Origin of the sequence: Rhizobium ecuadorense, assembly GCF_001187535.1 — a bacterium.
Taxonomy (GTDB): Bacteria; Pseudomonadota; Alphaproteobacteria; order Rhizobiales; family Rhizobiaceae; genus Rhizobium; species Rhizobium ecuadorense.
Genome location: NZ_LFIO01001721.1, coordinates 1 through 283 on the forward strand (window position 1 = coordinate 1; position 283 = coordinate 283).

Annotated in this window: 1 pseudogene; it reads right to left on the reverse strand. The window is 60.8% G+C overall.

The window, feature by feature from the left end:
• Positions 1 to 3: 3 nt before the first annotated feature.
• A pseudogene (locus AF337_RS44795) lies at positions 4 to 283 on the reverse strand (adenylate/guanylate cyclase domain-containing protein); the annotation flags it as partial.

A 283-nucleotide genomic window follows, 5' to 3' on the forward strand; every position in this document is an offset into this window, starting at 1 on the left:
GTTCTATGGCTGCCCGAGCGGTTTGGCCTTCTCCGCCTCGCATTCCGGCAGTCGCACAGGTTTGGCGAGGTTCGCCAGCGCCTCGGGCTTGGCGCATGCTGGGAAGCCAGCGAGTGGCATTGTCTCTATGAACCGATTGCGCTCGATTGTGCTTAGGCCGGGTTCACTGATCATGCTCTCGACACTCACCTCGGGGTGCTGCTTGAGAGTTTCCATAGCTGAAGCATGCGCCTCATCGGTTCGACCCAGTGCCGCAAGCGAGCTGCTGCGCACTACCCAAGTC